The organism is Paenibacillus sp. FSL R7-277, assembly GCF_000517965.1.
GTDB lineage: Bacteria > Bacillota > Bacilli > Paenibacillales > Paenibacillaceae > Paenibacillus_AQ > Paenibacillus_AQ silagei.
Map to the genome: position 1 here is coordinate 361,788 of NZ_ASPX01000069.1, position 25,621 is coordinate 387,408.

At 42.2% G+C, this 25,621-nt stretch carries 20 protein-coding genes and 3 pseudogenes; 20 read left to right on the forward strand and 3 right to left on the reverse strand.

What is annotated here, in order from left to right; translation table 11 throughout:
• Nucleotides 1-311 precede the first annotated feature (311 nt).
• The 11 genes and pseudogenes from C173_RS20590 to C173_RS20640 all read left to right on the forward strand — a co-directional run bounded on the left by C173_RS20590 (nucleotide 312) and on the right by C173_RS20640 (nucleotide 10,147).
• A complete protein-coding gene (locus C173_RS20590; protein ID WP_155991594.1) occupies nucleotides 312-1,376 on the forward strand; it encodes a hypothetical protein in 1,065 nt (354 codons plus the stop codon).
• Complete coding sequence (locus C173_RS20595) at nucleotides 1,373-2,479, forward strand: glycosyltransferase family 2 protein (RefSeq protein WP_036727843.1); 1,107 nt, start codon at nucleotides 1,373-1,375, stop codon at nucleotides 2,477-2,479. Before C173_RS20590 ends, C173_RS20595 begins: the two co-directional genes overlap by 4 nt.
• Nucleotides 2,466-3,569, forward strand: a complete 1,104-nt coding sequence (locus C173_RS20600; protein WP_036727845.1) for a glycosyltransferase family 2 protein — start codon at nucleotides 2,466-2,468, stop codon at nucleotides 3,567-3,569. The genes C173_RS20595 and C173_RS20600 overlap by 14 nt, the downstream gene beginning before the upstream one ends.
• Complete coding sequence (locus tag C173_RS20605) at nucleotides 3,566-4,615, forward strand: hypothetical protein (RefSeq protein WP_036727846.1); 1,050 nt, start codon at nucleotides 3,566-3,568, stop codon at nucleotides 4,613-4,615. Before C173_RS20600 ends, C173_RS20605 begins: the two co-directional genes overlap by 4 nt.
• Nucleotides 4,616-4,629: 14 nt before the next feature.
• Nucleotides 4,630-5,138, forward strand: a pseudogene (sigK, locus tag C173_RS20610) (RNA polymerase sporulation sigma factor SigK); the annotation flags it as partial.
• A gap of 319 nt (nucleotides 5,139-5,457) precedes the next feature.
• Nucleotides 5,458-7,677, forward strand: coding sequence for an AAA family ATPase (locus tag C173_RS20615; RefSeq protein ID WP_051478218.1), 2,220 nt, complete (start codon nucleotides 5,458-5,460; stop codon nucleotides 7,675-7,677).
• Between the two features lie 289 nt (nucleotides 7,678-7,966).
• Nucleotides 7,967-8,152 (forward strand): hypothetical protein, encoded by a 186-nt coding sequence (locus C173_RS20620; protein ID WP_155991595.1) that lies wholly within the window; start codon nucleotides 7,967-7,969, stop codon nucleotides 8,150-8,152.
• Nucleotides 8,153-8,200: 48 nt separating this feature from the next.
• Nucleotides 8,201-8,932, forward strand: coding sequence for a hypothetical protein (locus C173_RS20625; protein ID WP_036727850.1), 732 nt, complete (start codon nucleotides 8,201-8,203; stop codon nucleotides 8,930-8,932).
• 117 nt (nucleotides 8,933-9,049) lie between these two features.
• Nucleotides 9,050-9,562: pseudogene (gene sigK / locus C173_RS20630) on the forward strand (RNA polymerase sporulation sigma factor SigK); the annotation flags it as partial.
• A 176-nt stretch (nucleotides 9,563-9,738) separates the two neighbouring features.
• Complete coding sequence (locus C173_RS20635) at nucleotides 9,739-9,918, forward strand: hypothetical protein (protein ID WP_036727852.1); 180 nt, start codon at nucleotides 9,739-9,741, stop codon at nucleotides 9,916-9,918.
• Nucleotides 9,911-10,147, forward strand: coding sequence for a hypothetical protein (locus C173_RS20640; RefSeq protein WP_051478219.1), 237 nt, complete (start codon nucleotides 9,911-9,913; stop codon nucleotides 10,145-10,147). The genes C173_RS20635 and C173_RS20640 overlap by 8 nt, the downstream gene beginning before the upstream one ends.
• A gap of 35 nt (nucleotides 10,148-10,182) precedes the next feature.
• On the opposite strand, the gene C173_RS33000 is transcribed toward C173_RS20640, so the two are convergent.
• Complete coding sequence (locus C173_RS33000; protein WP_051478220.1) at nucleotides 10,183-11,037, reverse strand: helix-turn-helix domain-containing protein; 855 nt, start codon at nucleotides 11,035-11,037, stop codon at nucleotides 10,183-10,185.
• A gap of 139 nt (nucleotides 11,038-11,176) precedes the next feature.
• On the opposite strand from C173_RS33000, the gene C173_RS20645 reads away from it, so the two are divergent.
• Entirely contained in the window at nucleotides 11,177-14,260 is a 3,084-nt protein-coding gene (locus tag C173_RS20645) for a glycoside hydrolase family 2 TIM barrel-domain containing protein (RefSeq protein ID WP_036727853.1), read from the forward strand.
• Between the two features lie 241 nt (nucleotides 14,261-14,501).
• Here the strand turns inward: C173_RS20645 and C173_RS20650 are convergent, their stop codons facing one another.
• On the reverse strand, nucleotides 14,502-15,341 hold the full coding sequence (locus C173_RS20650) for a helix-turn-helix domain-containing protein (RefSeq protein WP_081751265.1): 840 nt from the start codon (nucleotides 15,339-15,341) through the stop codon (nucleotides 14,502-14,504).
• A gap of 324 nt (nucleotides 15,342-15,665) precedes the next feature.
• Here C173_RS20650 and C173_RS20655 point away from each other — a divergent pair, with 324 nt between their 5' ends.
• From C173_RS20655 to C173_RS20670, 4 genes are all read left to right on the forward strand, one after another.
• Nucleotides 15,666-17,363 carry an extracellular solute-binding protein gene (locus C173_RS20655; protein WP_036727857.1) on the forward strand — a complete coding sequence of 566 codons (1,698 nt, stop codon included), beginning with the start codon at nucleotides 15,666-15,668 and terminating at the stop codon, nucleotides 17,361-17,363.
• A 76-nt stretch (nucleotides 17,364-17,439) separates the two neighbouring features.
• Nucleotides 17,440-18,357 (forward strand): ABC transporter permease, encoded by a 918-nt coding sequence (locus tag C173_RS20660; RefSeq protein WP_051478221.1) that lies wholly within the window; start codon nucleotides 17,440-17,442, stop codon nucleotides 18,355-18,357.
• A gap of 16 nt (nucleotides 18,358-18,373) precedes the next feature.
• The gene (locus tag C173_RS20665; RefSeq protein WP_036727859.1) at nucleotides 18,374-19,282 is read left to right on the forward strand and encodes a carbohydrate ABC transporter permease; all 909 of its coding nucleotides are present in this window, start codon (nucleotides 18,374-18,376) and stop codon (nucleotides 19,280-19,282) included.
• A gap of 53 nt (nucleotides 19,283-19,335) precedes the next feature.
• Nucleotides 19,336-20,832, forward strand: coding sequence for an alpha-L-fucosidase (locus C173_RS20670; protein ID WP_036727860.1), 1,497 nt, complete (start codon nucleotides 19,336-19,338; stop codon nucleotides 20,830-20,832).
• A gap of 191 nt (nucleotides 20,833-21,023) precedes the next feature.
• On the opposite strand, the gene C173_RS20675 is transcribed toward C173_RS20670, so the two are convergent.
• Nucleotides 21,024-21,506 (reverse strand): sensor histidine kinase, encoded by a 483-nt coding sequence (locus tag C173_RS20675; protein ID WP_155991596.1) that lies wholly within the window; start codon nucleotides 21,504-21,506, stop codon nucleotides 21,024-21,026.
• Between the two features lie 156 nt (nucleotides 21,507-21,662).
• Here C173_RS20675 and C173_RS35395 point away from each other — a divergent pair.
• From C173_RS35395 to C173_RS20690, 4 genes and pseudogenes are all read left to right on the forward strand, one after another.
• Nucleotides 21,663-21,887, forward strand: a pseudogene (locus C173_RS35395) (family 1 glycosylhydrolase); the annotation flags it as partial.
• A 60-nt stretch (nucleotides 21,888-21,947) separates the two neighbouring features.
• Nucleotides 21,948-22,652 carry a family 1 glycosylhydrolase gene (locus tag C173_RS35690; RefSeq protein ID WP_442792661.1) on the forward strand — a complete coding sequence of 235 codons (705 nt, stop codon included), beginning with the start codon at nucleotides 21,948-21,950 and terminating at the stop codon, nucleotides 22,650-22,652.
• A gap of 217 nt (nucleotides 22,653-22,869) precedes the next feature.
• Nucleotides 22,870-24,177, forward strand: a complete 1,308-nt coding sequence (locus C173_RS20685) for a DUF2399 domain-containing protein (protein ID WP_051478224.1) — start codon at nucleotides 22,870-22,872, stop codon at nucleotides 24,175-24,177.
• On the forward strand, nucleotides 24,153-25,607 hold the full coding sequence (locus C173_RS20690) for a hypothetical protein (protein WP_036727863.1): 1,455 nt from the start codon (nucleotides 24,153-24,155) through the stop codon (nucleotides 25,605-25,607). Before C173_RS20685 ends, C173_RS20690 begins: the two co-directional genes overlap by 25 nt.
• The last annotated feature ends 14 nt before the right edge of the window (nucleotides 25,608-25,621 follow it).

Sequence of the window (25,621 nt, forward strand, 5' to 3'; positions counted from 1 at the left end):
GTTGGTCGCAAACTTCAATTTTGCTTCTTGAATTCGCCACCTGAAAGTTCTGTTTATCTAAACATAATTAATAATTCGAATTTTGTCTCTCATTATACTGTCCTTCTTTTTCTTTAGCTTGAATCTCGGTGAGAAAATCCTGATCCAACGAGTATAGATCATCTAATATTATTTCATTTTATAAGAATTATATCATTTATCATACTTTACTTGGCATGTATTGGTATAAAATTGAAAACAAACTAGAGAAACATAGTGTGGGGATAATTATTGGAAAGTTCTATGAATTTGAATATTTGGAGAGGATAGCGATGAGTCGAAATGTTTTGCCCATTAGTAAGCCATTAGTAAAATGCTATCTATACGATGCCTGTCCGCTATCTATCTTGGCTAATACAGAAGATTATCTGGATTGGTTCTATAGTAACTATATTCAGTTATTCTGTAGTAAAAATATATTGGAGGATGGGTATTTATTTCTAGAGTTTTACGGGAAAAATCAGGCTTTCACCTCCCCTTGGCTTAAAAATCAGCATTTGTCAGGATGTACATTGGCTAAAACACAGCAGGACATCATCAAGTTTATTATCGGCCATATCGATCTTGGCTACTATTTTTATGGTCATTTAGATGATTTTTATGTTCCATTTAGAATGGATCATCGAAAACATCATTTTTTACATGATCTGATGATTTATGGTTATGATGAGGAAAAAAGTATCTTTATGGTCATAGCTTATGACAAAAATGCGCTCTTTGATCACTTCGAGATTAGTTTCGATACATTTAAACAGGGTTTTTTGCAAGGCTATTCTATTAATAAAAATATTCCTTATTGGCACGATTGGGTCTATCTTTTCAAATTCAATAATCATGGGCAGTACAATTTTGATTTGAAGCTGGTAGAAGAACTGCTCCATGATTATTTATTTGGCATAAATACCTCCGAAAAACATCGGGCATCAAGTAATCCATGGTCAAATGAGAACAAAGCTTTTGGAATGGAGGTGTATCCTTATTTGAAAAAATATTATATGCATTTGATAAATCGTAAAATAAAATATGATACAAGAATTACTAGTATTTTAGTTGAGCATAAAAGATGTATGTTGAAAAGGATAAAGCACATGCACGACAAAGGATATCTCATGGGTATAGAACCTTTATATGAACATTATGTCGAAATAGAAAAGAGGTTCGTTATTTTCCATGGGCTTATGATTAAATATATGTTAACAGGGAATAAATCATGCATCGATACTATTGTGAATTCACTAGACGATATTGCTCATAAAGAACAAATGATTTTGTCGGAGCTTCTGGAGAAGATCAGACAGACAAATGCATTCAGGAACGGGAAGGAGGTTGTTCAATGAGATTTAGCTTTATTATACCTGCTTACCAGAATAAGGATCTTCTTCTTAATTGTCTGAAAGCGCTTAATTATCAAGAAGGTTACGTGAGAGACGAATATGAGGTTATAGTGATAGATGATGGCTCGAACTATCCGTTATATCCCTTTATTGAAAATATAAATCAAAATTATGATTTGGATTATTTATATCTTGATAGAGATGAATTATCCAGCAGATCTAGAGCCAGGAACCACGGCTTGAAGGTAGCCAGAGGAGAATATATTATATTTATTGATGCAGATATTATTGTAAAACCTGATTACCTGGCCGAACTGGATCGTGTCTATCGGATGGAAGCGGAAGCGATGGTAGTGGGTACACGGCTAATGCTTAGAGATAATGTTACATACCAGGACATATGTAATAAAAGTGTTTTTGATAAATTTTCTTTAACAGCAGATAAGCCGGAAATGTTTGACTTTCGCCTTCCCATCTTTGATGAACTTTCTTATAACAGCTCTGCGATGAAATTCCCTTATATCTATGGTTTAACGTGCAATCTGGCCGTACCTAAAAGCAAAATAGAACTGGCTGGCGGATTTGACGAAGAGTTAATATTCTGGGGGATTGAAGATATTGAATTATCCTACAGACTGTATAAAGCAGGTGTGAAAGTAATAATAAATAGTAAGCTGGAGGTTTTGCATCAACTGCATGGAAATCATGGGAATTTCGTTGAAGAAGATAAAATAGAGGGACTGTATAAAAATATTGATGTATTCCTGCGCAAGCATCGCGGTGTGTTGCCGCTGTCGGATGAGGAAGTGTATGCATTCTTTAGCAGTATAGCCACGAGGTATAATATGTTGGAGGCCCGCAAAAATAATCCATTAAAATTGAAGTTCGAGTTCAGTGAAAAACAGGATCTGGAAATGCTCAAAGAAACAATTGAAAAGATCTCTGATTGGGAGGGACACGAATTAGAGATCTATGACTTCATTGAGGATACAGATTTAGATATTTGGATCCAGTTGCTGGGGAAAAGAAAAAGCTCTATAAGATACTATCCAATGACAATGAAATTTATCTTTGAGAAAAGAGAGGCTGTGTATGAGAAAATATAGCATTGTCATCGTTACATATCAAATGAGAGAAACCTTGAGAAATACATTAGAAGCGTTAAACTATATGGAAGGATTCGGAAGGGATGAGTTTGAGGTTATTGTTTCAGATGACGGATCTATGGACGGAACGCAAGAATATGTACAGGGGATTAACAGAAATTATGAAATGAAGTATATCTTTACGGAAAGAAGCCAGTTATCCTGCCGAAATAGGGCGAGAAATTTGGGAATCAAGGAAGCCGGCGGTGAGATTATTATTTGTATGGACGGAGACGTTTTAGCCAATAAAAATCTATTGAGTGAATTTGATAGATGTTATTCGATGGACAGTAATATTGTAGTTGCTGGAGCACGGATTATGCTGGAGCGGAATGTGGAGTATGAAGCGGTGCATGATCAAAGTATATTCATGAAGCACAGATTTGACGGCAGTAATAATGAATCTCTGGATGACCGCTACAGAAAATATAATGTGCTTTCTTACAACTCCAATGCTATGAGGCACCCCTGGCTTATGGCGCATACAAATATTGTTTCCATTCCCAAGGCCTATATTAATAAGGTAGGGCTCTTTAGTGAAGAAATAAAAGGCTGGGGCTTTGATGAGTCAGAACTAATGTACAGACTTTTTAAAGCGGGCGTTAAGTTTATTATAAATCATAAAATCGAAGTCTTGCATCAGCCTCACAACGAGATGAGAGATACACCTGAGAACGTGAAAGTAATTGAATTCACAAACAATATCAGCCTCTTTTTTAAGAAATACCCGGATGCGCTGAATCAGTTGCCTGAAAATTTAACTGACTATTTTATGAATGATCAAATGCTGGAGTTGCTTACTCCTGCTCATGCTATTCTCAGAAGAATTGAACTTAATCTCAAGCAAACTGAAGAATTACTAGAAATCAAGCAGGTTATTATAAAATGTCTTAATGAAGAAGGCCTGGAACTGGTTGTGTACGATTACATTGAATCTACAGACCTGGATATATATATTCAGCTGCTGGGCGAGACCAGGAGTGTTATTAAATATTTCCCAATGTCCAAAAAACTTACTTATAGTACTGTTCTGGACGGAGGCGAGAAATGAACTATATTGCCTATTTGGCTTACGGAAAACGTGAATTTGCTCTGGAAGCAGTCTATTCAATTCTGTCACTTTATTATTCCGCTGGCTTTGAAGACCATAAAGACATTAGCATTATAATTTATACGGATCAAAGCGATTTTTTCACACGTGTGTTTGGAAAGAACGACAGAATTATCTATCAGGAGTTGACAGAAACACTGAGAGAATCTTGGATGAAAGGAGGTTATGTTTATAGAGCGAAAATTAAATTACTCCAAGATTGTATGGGCAAATATCCGGGCAATCTATTATTAGTAGATACAGATACCATCTTTATAAAAGATAATCTGGAGGAGTTATTCTGCGGAATTAGCCAAAATCAATTTCATATGTATGCTCAGGAAAATACGCTTGAGCAAAGAATGCGGATTCATCAGGAAGTGGTCATCGACCCCAAAGAGCAGAACTCTGAACTCAGTCTGTTGAATTTTATTAAAGATAACAGTTTTATGACCACAAGTGCTAAAGAAATTAAAGTACCTCTTACTATGGAAATGTGGAATTCAGGTGTAGTTGGACTTAATAAATCCCATCTTTCTTCACTGGATGAGGTCCTGGAAATGATAGATACGATTTATGAGAAGTTTCATTACCGCATTTTAGAGCAATTTGCTCTGTCATTTGTTTATGGTAAACAGTATAAGATCTGCAACACTGATTGTACTATTCATCATTACTGGTATTCCAAAATTACCAGATACATCATATTAATCTTTTTTAAGAGAGTCCATGAAAAGGGACTATTTAAAAATAGCCCTTTATGCACAGATTTTAATATAGTTGAATTATTTGAATTTGAGCAAAAGTACTTTTCTCAAGATATCGAGAATTATAAAATGGAAGAGTTGTATCAAATTGAGTTTATGGAACTGGAATATGAGCAACTTATTCCGTATGGGGCAACAATATTGAAATATTTTTGGGATATAGAGTTTCTTAAAGAGTTAATCCCTAAAAACAGTTTTTTTGGTGAGATACTAACAAAATATGCCGCTAGTGGACTTTGATATCATATCGTGTCCACAACCTCAAGAAATTCGACAACACCGGCAAAGACATGGAGGACCTGATCTGCATCGGCACCATTGGTCTGATCAAGGCTATCGAGAGCTACCGAACAAGGGCACGAAGCTGGCTACTTTTGCAGCTCGCTGTATAGAGAATGAGATCCTGATGCATCTTCGGTCGCTGAAAAAGACTCGCAAGGACGTATCCCTGCACGATCCGATCGGGACAGATAAAGAAGGTAATGAAATCACGCTGATTGATATCCTCGGCTCGGAAGCGGACGATGTGATTAAGGAAGTGGATTTGAAGATAGAGAAGAGCAAGATCTACCGTAACCTCGATATCTTGGACGAGAGGGAGAAAGAGGTTGTCGTCGGCCGCTTCGGCCTGGACACTGGAGGCGAGGAGCGGACGCAGTGGGAGATCGCGAAGGACCTGGGGATCTCGCGGAGTTATGTGTCGCGGATAGAGAAGAGGGCACTCATGAAGCTGTATCATGAGTTTTATAAGGTGAAGCGGTAAGAGTATAGGGTCTGTCTTTTGACAGGCTTTTTTTGTTGTCGAAATATGGATAAGTAGTTCAAAAGAATTATGTGAAAAGTCGGATTTCCATGTAAAACATTTGAAATCTAATGTTATAATTTGGATATATGTGATTCAATACAAGGTAATTTAGAGGGGGTGAGGTGGCTAGGAGTTTTGGAATTACAGTTATTAAATTGATTAAAGAAACTGCGAAAGCGCAACGTGCAGCTGTAAAATCCAGGAATATTGCTATTCGTGAACAGATAATGATCTGATGGCGTATCACGCTCAATTAACGGTTAAGGGGTGAAAAGTAATGATTCAAGAGATTTCCATTAAGAAGATAGCCACTTATAACGATATAGGTGTTGTCTTTAGCGGATTAAATAAAATTAATTTTTTTTACGGTTCTAATGGAAGTGGGAAAACATCATTATCAAATGTTATGAAGAATATTGATAACTTTTCAGATTGTAATATTAATTGGGTATCTCAACCATTAAAAACATTGGTATATAACCAGAAATTCGTTGAGGAAAATTTCCATCAGGAATCGAACATAAAAGGTATATTCACATTAGGTAAGGAGTCAACTGAAATAAAAAACGAAATTACTGAAAAAAAGAGGCTGGTTGATAAATTAGATGAAGAGATTCGGAAAATGCGCACTAACTTATCCAATAAAGAAGAAGAATATACCTCGAATGAAAATGAGTTTATAGATGATTGTTGGGAAATGAAAAGAAAATATGATAACGAGTTTTTGCAAGCTTTTTCAGGTGTTCGAAATAATAAAATTAACTTTATGAATAAATGTAAACAGTCGCATTCACTTGAAGGTATGTTATGTGATGTTGAAAATTTACGCGCTCGTTCAAATAAATTATTCAATGGAAGTTTAGTGATAATTCAAGCTATACAATCAATAAAAAATGACGAACTAGACGCTGCTAGTTCAAGTCAGATATACCAAAATCAAATTGTTGGTAAACAAGAGGTTGATATCGCCGCTCTCATTTCTAAACTGGCAATAAGCGATTGGGTAAAAAGAGGATATGATCATGTACATAATTCAGAAGGTAAATGCCCTTTTTGTCAACAGTCATTGCCGGTTGGTTTTCTACATCAATTAGAAGAGTATTTTAATGAAACTTATGAAAATGAGATGAAGGAATTAAAAAAGTGTGTTGATCAGTACATGGAATCTTATAGTATTCTTAAAACTTCAATCCAGGACCTATTGGAAAAGGAATTGCCATATATCGATAAAGAGAAAATTTATCAACAGTTTGAACTAATCAGATCGAAGAATGAAATCAATCTCGAATTGATTGAACAAAAACAAAAAGAACCGAGTAAAGGAATGACACTAGTTCCTGTTGATGAATTTGTAAAAAATATCAATCTGGAAATTGAGAGAGTAAATCAGGAGATTCATGGACATAATAGGTTGATTGATAATCGGACTCTGGAAGAACAACTACTAAAGAATCAGATATGGAGATTCATAGCAAATGAGAATCTGCATAATCACGAAAAATATGTACGAAAAGAATTTAACATTAAGAATGCGATAACGGGGATAAAGGATAGGATTACGTCAAAAACATCTGAGAAAAACAGATTAATTTCAGAAGTTGAGGGGTTGGAGGCTCAAATCACTAGTGTAATTCCATCCGTTAATGAGATGAACCGTCTGTTAAAAGCATATAATTTTACAAATTTTAAATTTGCGCATACACAAAACCAGGGTAATTATCGATTGGTACGATCCACTGGAGAAGATGTAAATCAGACGTTAAGTGAAGGAGAAAAAACATTCGTAACCTTTTTATATTTTATGCATTTATTGAATGGAAGTAATAACAGAGATCTTATTTCAGAGAATAAAGTCGTTGTGATAGATGACCCAATTTCTAGCTTGGATAGCAACGTATTATTTATCGTTAGCAATCTCATTTTGAAACTTATAGAGGATAGCAGGAACAATAAAAACAATGTTGTTCAATTATTTGTTTTAACCCATAATGTCTACTTTCACAAGGAAGTAACGTTTAATAAAAAGCGTTCAAAGGGCGTTAAATTACATGATGAAACTTTTTGGATTATTCGAAAAGTTAATAATGATGTTACAGCGGCTCAATCTTACGATACAAATCCAATTAAAACTTCGTACGAGTTAATGTGGCAAGAACTTAGATCAGCAACACAGATTAGTTCTTCAACTACGGTTCAAAACTTGATTCGTAGAATTATAGAAAACTATTTCAAAGTATTTGGAAATTTTAGTGAAGATGATATACTGAATAAATTCGATGAAGAAGAAAAGGTAGTATGTAAATCGCTTTTGTCCTGGGCGAATGATGGGTCTCATTTTGCAAGTGATGATTTGTATATTGAGCATCCATTAGATACAAATGCTAGGTACCTGAATATTTTCGAGAAAATATTCAAGGTTACAAATCATCATGCACATTACAATATGATGATGGGCATTGAGGAAGAAAATAAGATTCCTCAAGCACAGGTATCATGATTGAGTCCTTCTTATCCTTCTTATTAAGAAAGAATATAACTATATGGTAAACAGATAGTTTATTTAGACAGTGGACGGTATGTAACCCCTACACCAGAACGGGAATTCCTTTATTTTGGAGAATATAGAGTTCATGCAGATTATGCCTTGAAATATTTTATTAAGAATAGTCCCGCTTATAAGCTTAATGAGTTTTTGTATGATGAAGAAGAACCTGAAGCAAGCTTTGCTCGAGGAAGGTTCTTCGAGGTCATCTTGTTGTTTGAAGATACAATGGAGAATGCATTTCTTGAATATACACCGTTACAAAGATGACTTCCTAGAAGGCTTAACTGCTCTTGATGGTGAATGGCCATGGATTGAGGCTAATACCAAACGTCAAGAAGAGCAGGTCGTGGTTCGGTTGAAAACGGGAAAAGTCCTGAATCAAATGCTTAGAGATTATCGTCAACGTGTCTTACTAGGAAAATTATAATATAGATGCCCGGGTAGAGGCTCCGGAGGGAATGGAAGGGAGGCCCTGATGAGAAAAAATGATATCGGTGATTATATTCATAAAGAGGAAATGGTATTGCAAGATTCATTAAAAAAGAGTCAAGATCTTATTTCTAATATTAATGAGCTACTTGTTCTTTTATCGGATATTGTTATATTTGAAGATAAGAAGGCAGGAAGTTTTTTTCTTCTAAGTAACCAGGTTAAAAATGATTTGTATCTTTGTTTACTATCTGCTCTAAGAGGACATGAGACACAATCAAAATTAATGAAACGTCAAGCTATTGAAAAAGCATGTTTGGCGGCTTATTCTCTTGTCGAACCAAACATTGAGAAATTCCTTGGTCAGGATGAAGATGGGGCAAAGCCAATAAAGGCGGCCCTAGTTAATTCTTTTAAATATGTGGAAAAAGAATTTCCAAGTCATTCTCAAAAGCTAAAGCAAATTAAAGATATGATAAATAATTTTTATGCACATTGGAATATGTTTAATTCGCTTAGTAAAGAGGATCATTTTGGTTTTATCGATAGTCGTGATGTAGTGATGCAAAAAGCTTTCCTTTGGGAGATCGGGTATCTTACTATCGTTATTTTTGACTTGTGGTATTTAGCACTTGAAAAATGTTCTTTCGCAAAAAGAAACCAACAAATCCATATGAGATTTGTCCAAGCAGTTAAAATAAACCAAAAGTATCGAGAAGGATTTATGAACCATGAACGCTTTGCTAAGTATAAATCACGCTACAACAACGAGGTCTAAAGTAGAAAACTTGAATTTTTATGGGAATTATTAAAAAGTGCTATAGTTAGATTTTGTTCAGAAATGCATGTTTTCATTAAGTTAAAATTGATTAATGAAATGACATCGCATCGTGTCCATAACCTCAAGAAATTCGACAACACCGGCGAAGACATGGAGGACCTGATCTCCATCGGCACCATCGGCCTAATCAAGGCCATCGAGAGCTAGCGCCCGAACAAGGGCACGAAGCTGGCTACTTTTGCTGCCCGTTGTATCGAGAATGAGATCCTGATGCACTTACGCTCGCTGAAAAAAAACCGCAAAGACGTATCCCTCCACGATCCGATCGGAACGGATAAGGAAGGCAACGAGATCACCCTGATCGATATCCTAGGCTCGGAAGCGGATGATGTAATTAAGGAAGTAGATCTGAAGATTGAGAAGAGCAAGATCTATCGTAATCTGGATATCCTGGATGACCGGGAGAAGGAAGTTGTGGTCGGGCGGTTTGGGCTTGATACAGGTGGAGAAGAGAGGACGCAGCGGGAGATTGCGAAGGAGCTGGGGATCTCGCGGAGCTATGTGTCGCGGATAGAGAAGAGGGCGCTGATGAAGCTGTATCATGAGTTTTATAAGGTGAAGCGGTGAGGTAAGAAAATTGCCTGTAGGAATGAGACATTAGATATCTCGGTCCTGCAGGTTGTTTGTGTTTTTTAATAAGATATTCAAAAATCACTGTGTTATCTGTAAGGATTGAAGCGGATATAAAATGCGCTGTACTGTGGTATACTCGAACTATAAGTGCGAAATGAGGTGTTTGTGGAATGATGAATCTTACGAAGGACCTTGCTAAATTGATTCGGTTAACAGGTGACCGGGCGAAGTTGGATGCTAAAGCAAATGGAACATATATAGTATATAAGACAAATGAGGGGCAAATTGTTAGAGAATATAGTACGGGTGAAATTGAGAAAATGAATGAACAGGATTTCATCCATGAATGAGACAAAGGTAACGATGTTTGTGTTTGCCGGTAATAATGAAAGTGGCAAGAGCACAATCCGCAACTTGATTGTTGACAGGCTTGGGGTAAGTGTAAATATTGACCCCGATGCACTGGCCCGTAAAATTAATAATGGGCATCCTGAAAAGAGTAAAGTATCCGCTGGAAAGGAAGCCATAAGAATAGTCAGGGAATGCATCCGGAATCCGATAACAATAGAGCATTTATAAAGCAACTTGTCTGCGGATGAGTTGCTTTTTGTTTTTCAAACTTCATTTTTAACAGGTTTTGTTTTACGAATATATCGTCCTGGAGATACCCCTTCTGACTTCGTAAATTGTTTGGTGAATGAATATATATCCCCGTAACCAAGGCTAACGGCTACGTGTTTGATGGGAAGTCCAGATAGCAGCATCATTTTGGCCTGTCTCATTAAATGTTCAGTGTGGTATCGCTTAGGGGAAATCCCTGTAGTCTCTTTAAAAAATTTCCGGAAATTCTCGTAACCCATATTCACGGCAGATGCCACTTCCTGAATATCAAAGTGAATATCATTGGAGACACTAATCAGCTCGCAGGCTTTTGTTATTTTACTTTCAATTTCATTGCTATGAGCATTATGAATGCTGCTGTGCAATCTGATAATCAAATCCTGAGACTTCATTAGCAGGGAGGGAAGACTTTCATCTGTTGCACTTTTCAAGGCTTTCAGCAAGGAAACAAAATCAAAGAAAAAATCATTCGTATGCTGTGCCGATTGGACTTCCTTATCGGAATTAATAATTCCAAGTGTCTTTAAGTATGAATAGACAGGATATCCGACACTGATATAAAACTCGATCCAATTCCCATCTGGTTCAATTGCAGTAGAGTGCAAACGTTCAGGTAAACGTTGAACAAGATCACCTGCTTGCATAGGAGTAACGGTACCGTCCGCAGAAATAAACGTTCCACTGCCTTGCAATACTACAAAACAGCTGTAATATCCTATCTTAAAATCATATTGAGAACGCTCTGCTGATCTTTTCCGCATAAAGCCGCAAGATAAAATACCCTGATTAAAATCTTTGCCGATACACCGGTAGATTACATCATTTTCATTAATGTCTTCAACATTCATGTACGCACACCCCTACCAAAATGGATAAATGAAATACCATACTCAACATTTAATATAAGGAAATTTCCTTATATTATAGGGGCATCTACATTAAAAGATCAACCAATTAGAACAATGGATGGGAGTGTTATTTAAGCCAATGAAGCTAAGCAGAGATTGGGAAAATCAATATGTTACTCAAAAAAACCGTTATCCCATGCATGAGCCCTACGGAGTATACGAAACCGTTGAACAGGCTTTGAGCGGAGACCGGAGAAAGTCTAAATACGTAAAAAGCCTGAATGGAATGTGGAAGTTTAAATGGTTCGGATCTCCCGATGAAGTAACGGATGAATTCTACAGTCCTGAACATGATGTTTCTCATTGGGATCATATTCCTGTTCCTTCCAATTGGGAGCTTTCCGGGTATGGAAAACCTGTATACACCAATATGTTGTATCCCTTTGTTCAAAAAGGGGAGGGTTCAAGTCACGAAATTCAACTTAGGAATAATGAATACATTTTGAATCCGCCTCATGTGCCAGATGGTAACCTTACTGGTTGTTACGTCCGAACGTTCGAAGTTGACGAACATTTTAACGAAAGGGATATATTTATCGATTTTGGAGGTGTGGAATCGTGTTTTTATCTGTGGTTAAACGGCAAACTGGTTGGTTATTCTCAGGACAGTAAGCTTAACGCTTCTTTTGATATCACGGATTACATTCAAAAGGGACAAAACCGTATAGCTGTTCAGGTTATGCGGTTTGGGGCCGGTACTTACCTGGAGGATCAGGATTATTGGCATCTCTCGGGGATCTACCGGGATGTTCTCATTTATGCAAAACCACAGCTGCGCATCCATGATTATAAGATCGAAACCCTCTTTTCCGGTAATTACAACAATGCCGAATTATCTGTGACGGTTGTACCTAATAATCAAGTGAATGGTTATGGTGATGCCCATGCGCGGTTGTCCCTGTATGATAGCGATCAGCAATTGGTGACTGAGTTTGAAACGCCAAAGTTTGCGGATTGTGATTCCTACCTGCGAGAAAAATATGTAGCAAAGGTTACGAAAACCGTTTCAAATCCTCACTTGTGGAGCGACGAGAACCCTTATCTCTATAAATTGGTGTTAGAAATGATTGATTATTCTGGAAATGTAGTTGATATTGAGAGCGCGAATGTCGGCTTCCGTGAAGTGAAGATCGATCGAAAAGGGGTCCTGAGAATTAATGGGAAGCGTCTCATTATACGGGGAACCAATCTTCACGCCTTTTGTCCTGAAACAGGACGAGTCGTAACAACAGAATATATGCGCGAGCAAATCAAGGTCATGAAATCGCTGAATATCAATGCGGTAAGAACAAGTCACTATCCGCACGCAATCGAATGGTATGACTTGTGTGATGAACTGGGCATTTACCTGGTGGATGAAGCCAATATTGAAACACACGGTCTTGGCGGCCAGTTAAGCGCATCCCCCGAATGGACAAATGCGTATATGGAACGGGCTACACGGATGGTTCTGAGAGATAAAAATCATCCATCCATTATTCTCTGGTCTCTGGGTAATGAATCCGGTTATGGAGCGAATCATGCTGCGATGTACGGCTGGATTAAGGAGTATGACAAAACAAGGTACGTTCAGTATGAGTCTCTGAATCCTCCGGCAAACATCTCCGATATTATGGCGCCTATGTATCCTCAGAAAGATTGGATCCTGGATGTCATGGCTGAAAGCGAGGATTTACGTCCTTTTATTATGTGTGAATATGCGTACGCGAAAAGTAACAGTAACGGAAACTTTAAGGAATTTTGGGAGCTCATTCATAAATTCCCGCGGTTTCAAGGAGGATTTATTTGGGATTTTCAGGATAAAGCGCTGGTTAAGCAGGATAAAGACGGAAATAAAAAGTATGTCTATGGCGGGGCATTCCAGGAAGAGGTTACTGATCCTGCACCTGATATGTGCCTGAATGGCATTGTTTTCCCTAATCTAACGCTCAAGCCGGCTGCGCATGAAATAAAAAATGTACAATCTCCTATCCAAATGGATTACATGCCTGGGAATGATGGCTATCGAATTTATAATCATTACACGCATCGGGATTTAAGCCATTTGAATATGGCCTGGGAGCTGGTTTGCGATGGAAAGGTGATTGAAAGCGGTAGCTTGCCTAAATACCACACAGCACCAGGATCCGTTGATAAGCTTCAAGCGCCATACGATTCGTCTAAAGTCTCCGGGGAAGCTTTTCTTAATTTCTATGCTTATTTGGACGAGGACACCTTTTATTCTAAGAAGGGAGCCTGTATTTATGCCTGCCAGATAGAGATTAAAGATTCTGTTAATAAAGTGCATACCGGAGATATAGAAAAGGATAGTTTGCAGTATGATGAAACGGCAAATGAAATTCATATCTATAATGAAAATACAACGGTTCTTTTCTCGAAAGAAACCGCAGAGTTCATCTCTGTAAAATACAATAACAAGAATTATTTCACGGGAGGAACAAATAACTTCTATCGCCCTCCGACAGGCATTGATGCAGGTATTCATCTCGAATCGTCCAATTATGCAGATGAATGGAAAGCGCTCGGGCTCCATTCCCATCAAAAAGAAATCAAGAATATTCGGGTATTTGCAGCACCTGCTGCTGTTATCATTCAAGTTCATTGTATATATCATGGATGCATTGAAACAAAAACCAATTATACCGTCGGCGGCAAAGGTATAGAAATCACAAATACAGTTGTGAACAATGCCAAGGTCGACACCCTCCCGAGAATTGGGCTAAGCTTTAAGTTCTCTGAGGCTTGGAAGAAGATGAAATGGTATGGTCGCGGGCCATGGGAGAACTACGCGGATCGTAAATCTGCTGCATTCGTTGGAGTATATGAGAGCACTGTAGAACAGCAGCACGTACCCTATATCTTACCGGTAGAATGCGGTGGTAAGGAGGATGTCCGGTATTTATATTTGTCATCCGAAGAACAATCAGTAAAAGTATCGGCAGCGGGACATTTCCATTTTGATATTCATGGGCACAGTATTGAGCAATATGACAACGCCGCCTATGAAGACGAGCTGGGACATTCAGATTCTGTTTATCTTCATATTGATCACAAACATGCAGGTCTTGGCGGAGATACCGGCTGGACCAAAAATATTCACGATCCCTATCAAATTAAGAAAGGTATTTATGTTTATAGGGTAACTATAGAAATTATTTCTTAAGAAAGCTAATTTTTGACTGGCTGAGTAAGGGATGGATTGTGAAAGAGGTCCGGTTCAAGCAAGCTGGGAAATCCGTAGACCGGATATATTACCGTATTGGGGTATTATAAGGCGAAGCGGTGAGAGACAAAGCAGACCTGCCATAGGCGGGTCTTTTTTGTTGGTCTATAAACAATGTCACATTTAAATAACGAGTAATAAAGCAAGAAGAGGTTCCGGTTTATTGATATTTACAGCATCTTCAATTAAGCTCCCGGAAGCGCTGGGGCGTAATTGCCTCGAATTTGCGGAAGGTGGAGATGAAATGGCTCGCGTCCAAAAAACCGACAAGTGTGGCAATGGCTTTGATGGTCAGGTGTTTGTCCAGGATCAGGTGCTCCTTGGCCTTTTGAATGCGTAAATGAATCAAATATTGATAAGGGCTCATACCGGTGGTTATGCGGAATAAATAATTTAGCCGCTGCGAACTGAGGCCGGTGAACTCGGAAAGATTGGCCAGACCGATGCCGGGATCATGAAAATTATTCTCCAAAAACTGAATCATGGGTAGCAGACGTTTCGAATGCTGGGAATAGGAGCGCTGGTTATCCACTTGTCCAAAGCGCTTTAGATCGATCAGGAAGCGATAGACGAAAGCCGAGCTGTCCATTCCGCTGAATTCGGATGGCCGTTGCTCCAGATGGCGCGTTCTGTAATGAATCTTGGACAGCCTGGAGCCGGGCTCCCAGCTAATGACCGTAGATGTAGCCAATCCCAATGAGGAGATAATGGTCGGAGCTAAATTACCATTGAAGGTAACGTACCAGGTGGACCACGGGTGTGATAAGGTGACATAACGATGCGGGACATGTGGAGGAAGCAGGATTCCCTGGTTCGGTCCAAGCGTAACCGTGGTTCCCGAACATTCGAATTGGCCTTCCCCGCTTACCGTATGCAGCCAGTGATAGCAGTGATAGCCCTCTGGCCGGTCAAATTCCTCTTGCCATTCATTATAGCCCGTCAGTTCTATATAAATCGGCAGTGTCCGATCCAAAGTGGTGACGAGAAATTGCTTCATGTAATGCTTCATATAACGCTCCATGGACCATCAACAACTTTCATTTTTTTATATGATACTTTAATTTTACCTGATTTTACTCTGAACTGCCATCCCTTATAATCAAGACAAAGTTTGAACGAAATGCAGCACCTAACCTTCTGTTTATTGGACTAAAATAATGGCTAGAGGTCTGTTTATCCTTCATCAACAGTTTTGAAAGGGTATTTATTTTCATTCCGCTACAGTTATTGTTTGTCTGAAGCAGCAGTGATAATCTTATATAATTTTAAGAATGGATTATTCAGTTTAAGGGGGTGATTCGCAGTATCGTTGTACAGCATGAATAAAATAGAGGGGGCTTCAAGGATGAACGGGAAACGCAAAACCGTAATTTTAATGTTAACGATCATGGTCATTATACTGTTAGCCGGATGTTCGCAAAGTAATAACGGTAAAAAAGAAAGCGCTACCACGCCGGCTGGTGTATCGGGTACAAACGCAACGGATCCGACGGACTCATCCGGACAAGGCAAGCCTGTCACTGTCAATCTGTTCGCCGGCACTTCGAGCACCAACGGGAATATGGATACCAACTGGTTCACAACGTATGCCGAAGAGAAATTTAATATAGATATCAAGTGGTCAACTGTACCTAACACGGATGTTACGACCAAGCAGCCGCTGCGGCTGGCCAGCGGAGATTATCCTTCGATCTTCTGGGCAGGGCAGTTCACCAATGAGGACCTGCTGAAATACGGCAAGCAAGGCGTATTTGTGCCCTTAAACGATCTCCTGAAAGAGTATGCGCCTAATGTCTGGAAGGAAATCGAGAACACGCCGGCGCTCAAGCAAGGGGTATACGCTCCGGACGGCAACATTTACGGCCTGCCGTTCTATAACTACTGCCTGCACTGCTACTACTCCAGCAAGCTGTGGGTATATGAGCCGCTCCTGGAAAAGTACGGTCTTAGTATTCCGACGACTACGGATGAATTCGAGCATATGCTGGAGGTTTTTAAGTCGAACGGCATCCTGCCGCTTACAGGGTCCACGGACGGCTGGAACTCCGATCCGACGACGTTCCTGATGAATGCCTTCGTGTATAACGACGGCGGGAACCGCCTGGAGATAAATAACGGAAAGCTTGAATTTGCCGCAATCAAGGATGAATGGAAAGACGGGCTCTCCTATATTAACCGCTTGTACAGCAAAGGTCTGATCAGCAGTGCGGCATTTACCCAGACGAATGATGTGCTCAGCAAGCAAGCGATCAATCATGAAGTGGGCGTAGTGCCTTGGGGCTGCATCAACTGCGTCGTCGGAGCCGAGAACATGAGTGAAATCATTGACTGGGTCACCATCCCGCCGCTCAAAGGTCCGGGGGGCGCCCAATACGCGGCATTCAGCGGCAATGGCGTCAGTGGAGCCGTCTTCACCATTACGAATAAAGCATCAGAAGAAGAGAAAATTGCCATCATGAAGCTGCTGAATTTCATCTGGACGCCGGAAGGCGCGACCATGGCGAACATGGGGCCGGAAGGCGAATACTGGACTAGAGCTAAGGAAGGTGAAACCGGACTGGTCGGGACACCGGCGCTGTTCGATATTGATTTTCAGCCGCCGACACCGTTCACCCGGGGCTGGAATCAGCTGGGGCCGATCTACCAGTCGGAGGAATGGCGCAACAGCATCGTCGCCAAATCCCCGTTCACGCCGGATGGCTCCGGCTCGGAAGCGCTGCTGCACTACTATACGGAGAAGGATTACAAAGGCAAGCAGCCGGCGCAGGTTGTGCCAGCCTCAATCTGGATCGATCCCGCCAAGTCGCAGCAATATTCCCAGCTGAAGACCAACATTACTTCATACGTCAACCAATGGACCGCCGAGTTCATCGTCGGCAATAAATCGATCGACAAGGACTGGGATGCATATGTGGAGGGTGTGAAGAAGCTGGGTCTGGCAGACTTCCTGAGCATCACCGAAGAAGCGATCGTGAGCCCGTTTGATACGAGCAGCTACCAGCGCGATGATGCAGTGGTGAAGAATCTCGAATCGCTGCACTAAAGCGGCATGGGCATCATCCGCTCCGCGGTACTCCGGAGCGGATGATGCAACTTTTTTAAGCGAGGAATGATCGACGATGAAACCGAATTCTGAATTACGGCAACGCATAGTCCGGCACTGGCCGCTGTACGCCATCATCGCGCTCCCGACAGCTTTTCTGCTCGTGTTCAGCTATTGGCCGATGGTTGGCGTTCAGATTGCCTTCCGCAACTTTAATCCGGTTCAGGGTATCTGGGGGAGTCCCTGGGTCGGCCTTCAGCAGTTCGAGCTGTTTCTCTCGTCACCGTATTTCTGGCCGCTGGTCAAGAATACGCTGGTCCTGAGCCTGTACTATCTGATCGTGTCGATCCCGTGCTCGCTCATTCTGGCGCTGGCGCTGAACGAAGTGAAGCATGTCCGCTTCAAAAAAACCGTGCAAATGTTTACTTACGCGCCGTATTTTATCTCGACGGTTATCCTGGTCGGTATGATCCAGATCATGCTGTCTCCGACGAGCGGCCCTCTGGCGCTGTTCTCCAGTCTGCTCGGCAACAACAATCCTCCGAATGTCTTGGCAAGCGCCGACAGCTTCTCGTCGGTCTATGTCTGGTCGGGCATCTGGCAAGAAACCGGGTATGCGGCAATTATCTATCTTGCGGCTTTGGCCAGCGTCAATCCTGAATTGTACGAGGCGGCAAGAATTGACGGAGCCAGCCGGCTGCAAAAGATCCGCTATATTGATCTGCCAGGCATCAGCTCCACCATTATTATCCTGATGATTCTCAGCGTGGGCGGGCTGCTCAGTATCGGCTTCGAGAAAGTATTCCTGCTCCAGAACAACCTTAATCTAAGCAGTTCGGAAGTTATATCCACGTATGTGTACAAGATCGGACTGGTTAACGCCGACTTCAGCTTTGCGACAGCGATCAGCTTATTCAACTCTGTCATCGGCCTGATCCTGATTACCGCGGTCAACTATAGCGCCCGTAAAGTTTCAGACAGCAGTCTGTTCTAGGTTAGGAGGAAATTTCATGCGTCGCACATCCGCGATTCGGGAGTCCGGCTCAGACCGCATCTTTTTATTTTGCGTGTACACCGGATTAACAATAGTTCTGCTTTTGGTATTGTACCCTCTGATCTTTATCGTCAGTTCCTCTTTCAGCTCGGCAGCGGCCGTACAGGGAGGCAAGGTCTGGCTGCTGCCGGTTGATTTCACGCTGGACGGCTATATCGGTGTTTTTCAATACAATGCGGTGTGGACGGGATTCGTCAACTCGCTGCTCTACACGGTGGGCGGCACCCTGCTGAGCGTATCGCTTACTGTCATGATGGCCTATCCATTGTCAAGAAAAGAGATGGTTGGACGCAACATCTGGATCTGGGCGATTCTGTTCGCGATGCTGTTTAACGGAGGACTTATTCCTTTTTATCTTGTAGTCAAGGATCTGGGGATGCTCAATACGCCATGGGCGATTATCGTGCCGTCGGCACTCAATATTTACTCGATTATCATTGCGAAGACGTTCTTCCAGAATTCGCTGCCGAAGGAAATGTACGAGGCTGCCCAGCTGGATGGCTGCGGGGACTTCAAGTTCCTGACCCGTATCGTCTTGCCGTTATCGAAGCCGATTCTTGCTGTCCTGATGCTATGGTCGGCGGTGGGGTTATGGAACTCATATTTTAATGCACTGATCTTTCTGAATTCACAGTCTCTGTATCCGCTGCAATTGGTGCTTCGCCAGATTCTGGTCGAGAACAAAATCGACTACACCAGCATGTCCGCGTCGCTCGACCCTCAGCGGTTGACCATGATGAAGAACATGGAGACGCTTTTGAAATATTCACTGATCGTCATTACAACTGTTCCCATTCTGATCATTTATCCTTTTGTGCAGAAGTATTTTGTGCAGGGGGTCATGATCGGTTCGGTGAAAGAATAGTTACAGGCATATTACCCGTCTCTAAAACACAAAGCGAATTGGAGGAACGTTCAATGAAGACATCTGCTAGGGTCAAAGGACCGTTTGAGCCGAAGCTTGCTTCCCTGCAAACCTTCGAATGTCCAGCCTGGTTCCGGGATGCGAAGCTGGGAATCTGGTCACACTGGGGAGCGCAGTCCGTGCCGATGTTCGGTGACTGGTACGCCCGTAACATGTACTTTGAAGGTTCGGACCAATACCGCTATCATATCCGTCATTACGGCCATCCGTCGGTCTTTGGCTACAAGGACATTGTCCAGCTCTGGAAGGCAGAGAAGTTCGATCCCGAAGAGCTGATGGATCTGTATCAGGCTGCGGGTGCCAAATATTTCGTGGCGCAGGCGATGCACCATGACAACTTCTTCAATTACGATTCCAGGCTGCACCGCTGGAATTCCGTTCAGATGGGACCCAAGAAGGATATCGTGGCCTTGTGGAAAGCAGCAGCAGACAAGCGGGGCTTGCCATTCGGCCTGACCGAGCATCTTGGAGCAACGTTCAGCTGGTTCCAGAGCAATAAGGGACAGGATAAGGAAGGCCTGTACAAGGGTGTCCCATACGATGGCAATGATCCGCAATACGAAGACCTGTACCTGCCCAATCAGATGTATTATCACGCAGATAAAAAGATGTACGATCTGGATCCGTGGTATGCCACCGAGCCGGAGTGGCATCAGCGCTGGCTGGATGTGATGATGGAGCTCATCGATCTGTACCAGCCGGATCTGCTGTATTCCGACGGAGCACTTCCGTTCACTGACATCTTTCAGGATGCGGCGACTGCGCCGGATGAGGCGGTTATGGCGGCAGGGCTTCAGGCAGTTGCCCATCTCTATAACAGCAGCGCCGCCCGTAACGGAGGCGTGAATAAGGCGGTCTATAATCAGAAAGACCGCAGGAAAGCAGTGTACTCGGTCGGCGTCCTGGATATCGAACGCAGCCAGGAGCCGGGTATCAAGGAAGAGCCCTGGCAGACGGACACCTGTGTCGGTGACTGGTTCTATAATGCCAAAGCCGTATACAAGAGACCGGATCACGTGATTGAAATCCTGATCGATATCATCTCCAAGAACGGCAATCTGTTGCTAAATATACCCCAGAGACCGGATGGAACAATTGATGACGAATGCCGATATATTCTTCAGGAGATGGCTCAGTGGATGGCTGTATCTTCGGAAGGCGTCTACGGGACGAGGCCGTTCCACGTGTCTGGCGAAGGGAATTCGCGCGTGGTTATCGAGCAATACAAAGAGGACAGGGTGGAGTGGGATGCGACGGATTTCCGGTTCACGCAGAAAGGGAATACGGTCTACGCCTTCCAGATGAAGGCACCCGGTGACCGGATGGCTGTCATACGGTCATTCGGGCCGGAAGAACGGGTTAGACACGTGCGTCTGCTCGGTGCAGGACCGGTAGAATTCAGCCAGGCATTAGGCCCGCTGGTTGTATCTTTGCCGGAACATCTGCCGACGCCGTACGTGCATTGTCTTGCGGTCGAACTGGAAGGATAGAGAAAGCGGGTATCATCCTCATTCAAGGATGATACCCGCTTTTGCTTCACTGTCCCAGACAAAGTCTGATCAGATCATCTTGGAGTACGAAAAGTGTTCTAGGCCAATGCTTCCATAGGGTGCGAACGGATAGTCGATCGTAATACGCCGCACTCAACTCATGACGTCCGAGGTGCTAACTGTGACTTTACTTATTCTTGGAAGAGCGCAGGCAAGATGAGTTCACTTACGGCGCCGTTTTGATTATAAAAGCGCCATTTTGCTTTTCCCTCAAATAACAAGGAGAGACGCTGCAGGGTATTACTGACTCCAATATGCTCAGCCTTGCTATCAACTATAGCTTTCCCTTGATTCAATTGCTCTAGTTGAGCTGCAGGATATCCGTTTCCTGTGTCGGAAATCATTATTTTAGCAAATGGGTAGAAATCGAGTTCGATCGCGACAATTTTAACTGAAATATGTGTTGATTTATCGGGTTGTATAGCATATTTAATGGAGTTCTCTACAAAATTTTGAATAAGCATAGGTGGAACAAGCATATCCTCGATCATCTTATCGGTTTCAATGGAATAGGTAAACCTGTCTTTATAGCGGATTGACTGAATCTGAAGATAAGTGTTAACATGTTTGATTTCTTCATAAAGTGGGAGCAAATCGACCTCTATTTTGATCATGTACCGATAGAAGTCGACAGAATGAACAATCAATTTCTGAGCGGACGTTTAGCCGCACTTGGCCTCAATTCTTATCGCTTTTCCATCGAGTGGGCCCGGATTGAACCGGAGGAAGGGCAATTCGATGAAGCAGCCATGTAACATTACCGGGATGTATTAAGAACTTGCAGCAACTTGAATGTAACCCCGGTCGTAACGCTTCATCATTTCACCTCCCCGCAATGGCTTATTAGCGCCGGAGGCTGGGAAGCTGAAGGTACGCCAGCAAGGTTTGCACGTTATTGCGCTCATGTCATGAGCCAATTAGGAGATCAAATTCCTTATGTATGTACAATCAATGAGGCAAATATTTCTATTGGAATTGCAAAAGTTATGAAGCAGTATCAGCAGGGGGGATCTGCAGCAGGACAACTTGGCATGAACATGGATTTTCAAGAACAAATGCGGGACTACTATGCTGAATTGTCCAAAGCATTTGGTATACCACCCATGGAGGTGCATACCTTCCTGTCACCACGTTCCGAAAAAGGCCTGCACATCATCTTCCAATCGCATGTGGAGGCAAGGGCGGCTATCCGGCAGGTTAGTCCGAACACTAAAATCGGATTAAGCATGTCGCTCTTTGATTTTCAGTCCGTCCCTGGTGGAGAAGAACAGGCTGCTCATGAATTACATGAGGAATTTCTACAATTCCTTCCTTATATGGAGGACGATGATTTCCTGGCCTTACAGAACTATTCACGTGAGATCTACGGACCGGATGGTCTCATCCCTGTACCTGCTGATAGAGAGCGTACCCAGATGGGTTACGAATTCTATCCCGAAGCTCTAGAGAATGTTATTCGTTGTGCTTCGAAGCATCTGAACAAGCCGATTATCGTAACGGAGAATGGTGTTGCTACGGATGATGATACACGCCGTGTTGCTTTTATTGATCGGGCTTTAAAGGGTGTGGCTGCATGTATTGCTGACGGGATTCCAGTTAAGGGGTATTTGCATTGGTCACTACTTGATAATTTTGAATGGCAGCTTGGATTCTCCAAGCGTTTCGGGTTAATTGAAGTAGACCGGCAGACACAGGAGCGCACTCCTAAACCTAGCGCTTATCATCTTGGACAGATTGCCCGAGCTAATATTATTTATTAGTGTGGATTTTCTATAACCTTACTAGCGGACGACATAGAAGCTTCCGCTGAGGATAATAGCCTGTAGAGATGAGAGAATAACGTCTCATTCCTACAGGCTATTTATGTTTCTATATCATGAACAAATTTTGGGTATCATCGTAGAGTATTCTACTTTCCGCTATACTTATCTAAGCAGCTTGAATATGTAATTAAAGAGCTTAGGGTAGGAGGCAAAAGTGAATACTTCAGATGATATCCTTTCGTTTATAAGCCGAAATTATTTGAAAAAAGATGAGCAACTGGAGATGCCAACAGTAATAAGTGATGATTCTCTTGTTGATATAGATATTGTAAAAAGGACTGCCCGTACGCTACGAAGAGTAGGGATCATTACCCTTGCATGGCAGGATGGCTTAAGTGCTGAAGAACCTCCGGAGCAGCAGCTGTTACGCTGGACAGTGGGGAAGCGTGCCTTATTAGATGACAATCAACAAACTTTTGACTGGCTGAGTAAGGGATGGATTGTGAAGGAGGTCCGGTTCAAGCAAGACGGGAAATCGGTAGACCGGATATATTACCGTATGGGGTATTTATTATATGTTCAACTGATAAATAAGCAAAAAGACACAGAAAGGGATATAATAGATCAATTTACGTTTTATCAGTCAGAAGCTGCCCGGAGAATGGAAGAAATAATGTGTGTACCGGGCGAACGGATGCTTCAGTTAAAGGGTTTGACAGTATTCTTAACGGAGAGTTTAGCGTGGAGTATTACTACTCTGAAGGATCTGGCTGTTTTCCCTGCGAATTGGAGCGTATCTAAGAGAATTCATTCATTACACTTTTTACTGGCTTTTGGCATGATTTCTTGTACCAAAGAGATATTTGACTGGAAAGAAATTGGCGCGCGGTATTACCCGGGTATTGGAGGCTCTAAGGCATTTGATCTGTCTAAAATAGAGTTTCTTAACATGCTGGAGACGCTAAGCGGTCAGCCAGCGGAAGCCTTAGGAATGATAAGCGGAGGGCAGATTACACCCATCTATTTCGCGGGTACGATTGAAGGGAAATGGTCAAATTTCCAGGCAGGTCCTGTCCATGCCTTAACAAATATTTCCGTTTCCCAAGACGAGTATTCAACCGCAGCAACTACGCTATGGTTAGTCGAGAATCGGGCTGTTTTGACGCGGATGTCAGCAGAACCCCATTTCCTGCAAGAGACTAATTCTATAATTGTATGTGTAGACGGCCATATCCGGAGTTTGCACCGGTATTTTATCAGGCAATTAATGAATAGTAGCTCAATCGGTCAAGTGATCTTGTGGAGTGATTATGATGAGGCGGGGCTGCAAATTGCACGAGAAATGTACCAGTCGCTTAGTGGACATGATGTGCGGCATAAATGGATCTGCCCTGATCACTCCATACTAACCAGTTGGCCGGAGTATCAAAAGCGCATGGAGGATTTGCTACAGTATATGAAGTTGGAACAAGAGATTGTGTTAGGGGAGGCAGAGGATTGGAGAAGCTGGATCAACCATTAATTTCAATTTTTCAGACTGACGAATCCGGGCCGGAAATGCACCAGGCCTTAAGGGATATTGCTCTGTTGTCAGGGGTATTGAATGATCTGGGCTCCCAGAACTTTCTGCAGACGCCTATCGAAATTTTACGGTTCTTACGTATTATTCAACTGCTCAATGAGGAGGCCCTGGGGCTGGATGAACCGATTGAGAACGTAGATACCCTGTATTTTCGTTACCGGAACCGCTATGAGGACCTTGACCCGCCAAGCAAGAAAAAGGTTGAACAGATTGTAAATGTCCTGGTGAAGTATAACTGGATATCCAAACAAACCAGGCAGCTAAAAATGCGTGATGTAGGGAAGCGGATGATGGATACGCTCATACGGCTTGCTAATGATTCTTTAGCCTATTATATGCATGATGATATTGGTCGATCGTTATTCCAGGCCAGACGGGATGCCGAGCTTAGCGAAGCCTATGATGATCATGGCATTTCCGGCGGTAACAAAATTGCCAGTATGATTCGCAACGTGGAAAATGCTATACAATTGATGAAGGAACGTGAATTAGAAATGCTGGCGGACCGTAATGCACTGCCTCAGTTAGAGATTATCCATCAGTTGATGCAGGAGCTGGAGATGAAGCTGACAGAGCGTCTCCGTAAGTTTCATACATTAGAGGACAGTCTGGTGCTCAGTGATTTAATGCAGGCAGGAACATCTGCGCTTGCCGATGGCACGAATCTGAGCATGGGGATGATTAATAAATATCTCAAATTTACGATGATGAAGCAAACGATGCTCTTGTCCTCGATTAATCCCGAAAAAGTTCGGATGTTCATTACTCAAATGTATGACCCGCCTCCAGAATCGGACATTCCTAATGCTCATCAGATTATGAGCTTTATGGAGCAGAATGAATACGAGGGGGAGTCCATGGATGGTCTGTGGATGCCTGTTAAATTCGCCGCGCCGCTGTCCGGTGCAGCTATTAGTGAAGCTATTCATTATCTTGAGGACTATGAGCCGCTAGTGGATCGAATGCAGGAAGATATCCAGGAGACCCAATATATCCATGAGGAGATTGATATTACACAATTAGAGGATATGATGGGAGATTCAGCGTGGTTGCTGACGAAATCTATGATTGAGACGGACGCCATTGAAGGATTCATGCAGGAAGTGGAGCAAGCTCCGCTAGAGACGGTAATCATTGAAGCAACATCTGCGGAGTGGGGCGATGCGATTAACGCACTTACGGCGTTATCTGCGTTAGTAGGCAGCAAGAAGCTGACAATGGAGGAAGCGGCAGCGGAATCAGAATCCGAAGCCCCCCGATATGACAAGGAATGGGACTGGATGAATCCGAAGGATATTAATCAAGTCGTTAAGCATAACAAAGCTTCAATGAACAGGCAGAAGAGGAGTGACGATGAGCTTGACGGATGAATTAAATGTAAATC